Here is a 1,897-nt window from a genome sequence, read left to right as displayed (position 1 = left end):
CAATCGAGTAGGAGGAGGCTTCCAGCCTCCGTCCTCTCACACCACCGTACGTACCGTTCAGTATACGGCGGTTCAATAGCTTAAGTGTGCTTTCTCAAGGAGAATGTCTAAGTCTTTCAGACCTATCTTCTTGAGAATTTTAATTCCAATTGCTCTATGCAAGATATGGCTATTTGCAATACGCCAATATCCTTTTCGTGTATTTGCCCATTCCCATGCTTTCTGTTTTGGGATATTAAGCTTAAGCAAACTGTTGTAACGTGTCTTGACCTTTTTCCAGCGTTTCCATATGATTTGCCTTATTCTGCGTCTTAACCATTGGTTAATTGCTTTGATATAGGTTTTCATATAGCTAATTCCATAGTAGTTAATCCAACCGGTTGTTACTTCATTGATTTCTTTGATGATATCGCGGATATTTCCACTACGATTGCGCTTGGTAAGTTGTCTAAGCTTCTTCTCCAATTTTCTTTTTGATTTCAAGTGTGGGCGGAAGCCTACGCCCTTCTTAGTGACTTGTAAGCAGAAACCTAGAAACTTACGTTTCAATGGGCTTCCGACTTCACTTTTGTCACGATTGACTACAAGTTTTAGTTTCTTTTCCAAGAATTTGGTTACGCTATCCATCACCCGATGGCCTGCTTTCTTTGATTTCACGTAAATGTTACAATCGTCGGCATAGCGGATGAATCGGTGCCCGCGTTTCTCTAATTCCTTATCCAGTTGGTCAAGATAGATATTACTTAGTATTGGAGAAAGGTTACCACCTTGTGGGCATCCGATTTCAGTCGGGTAAACTTCTCCATCTATCGAGACTCCACTTCTAAGAAACTTACGGATAAGACGAAAGACTGTAGGATCCTTGATATGTTCTTCGACATGGTACATCAGTTTATCGTGATTTACCGTATCAAAGTATTGTTTCATATCAATATCAACTACTGTACGATAACCGTCTTCGTAATACTCTTTTGCTCTTTTCATGGCGTCATGAGCACTTCTTCTTGGTCTAAATCCAAAACTCAAGTCAGAAAAAGTTGGGTCAACCACCATTTCTATGACTTGTGAAATGGCTTGTTGTACAAATCTGTCTGTGACTGTTGGAACACCTAGTTTCCTTTTTGACCCATCTTCCTTGTCAATTAGCACACGTTTTACAGGTTTCGGTTCGTATGAACCGTCTCTTATTTGGGAGATAATGGACTTCTTGTTCATAACTAAATGTCCAAGGAGTTGTTCCACTTCCATCTCGTCAATACCTGCTGAGCCTTTATTGGACTTTACTCTCTTGTAAGCACGATTCAAGTTATCATGGCTCACAATTTTATCAATAAGATTGTACACACCATCTTTTCTCTCAGTTTCACCGCAAGAAATACTACACACTCCCCCATTACCTTCGGACTCCATCCTATTCTCCTGTGGGTAGTCGCCTTCAAGCGTTGTCTGTGATTGTTGCATTCCTTACACCTCCACTGTTTCCAAGATTACTAAAGTTCAGCCCTTCATCCATGAGGATTACTATGGCTTCTGCTGACTTCTTACAATTCATCAGGGCATCACTGCCTTGATTGTTCCTGTGGGAAATTCCTTCCCTCTTGTCGGGAACCCTTGTAAGACCTCCCCGGGTAAGAGCTATAACCTTCCTCCCATGTAGCCGCTGTATTTACTGTATGGAACTCGGGCAGTATTGGACTTTGTTTTGTTAAGCAAACTCGTCCGTTCCAATTCAGCCTTATATACAGTTCCTGTTTGTCAGCTCGGGATTTTGCCTCCGGCTTCCTTCAGATTCCACCTCACGGTGGACACCCTTGCCATTGGCTAACAGTTCCTACTGCCAAGCCTGTAGTGGACTTTCACCACCAAGTTATAGCCCATGCCGGGCGCACTTAAAAAA

Annotated in this window: 1 protein-coding gene; it reads right to left on the bottom strand. The window is 42.2% G+C overall.

Annotation, left to right across the window (positions count from 1 at the left end; genetic code table 11):
* Positions 1–72 precede the first annotated feature (72 nt).
* Complete coding sequence (ltrA, locus tag KQ486_RS13870) at positions 73–1,461, bottom strand: group II intron reverse transcriptase/maturase (RefSeq protein WP_216687983.1); 1,389 nt, start codon at positions 1,459–1,461, stop codon at positions 73–75.
* Positions 1,462–1,897 lie beyond the last annotated feature (436 nt).

The organism is Allobacillus halotolerans (assembly GCF_018967645.1).
Lineage (GTDB): Bacteria > Bacillota > Bacilli > Bacillales > Alkalibacillaceae > Allobacillus > Allobacillus halotolerans.
This window is presented reverse-complemented; position numbering and strand designations above follow the sequence as displayed.

Excerpts from the sequence above, each read along its gene's own strand:
- ltrA (WP_216687983.1), bottom strand. The coding sequence starts at position 1,461 with ATGCAACAATCACAGACAACGCTTGAAGGCGACTACCCACAGGAGAAT.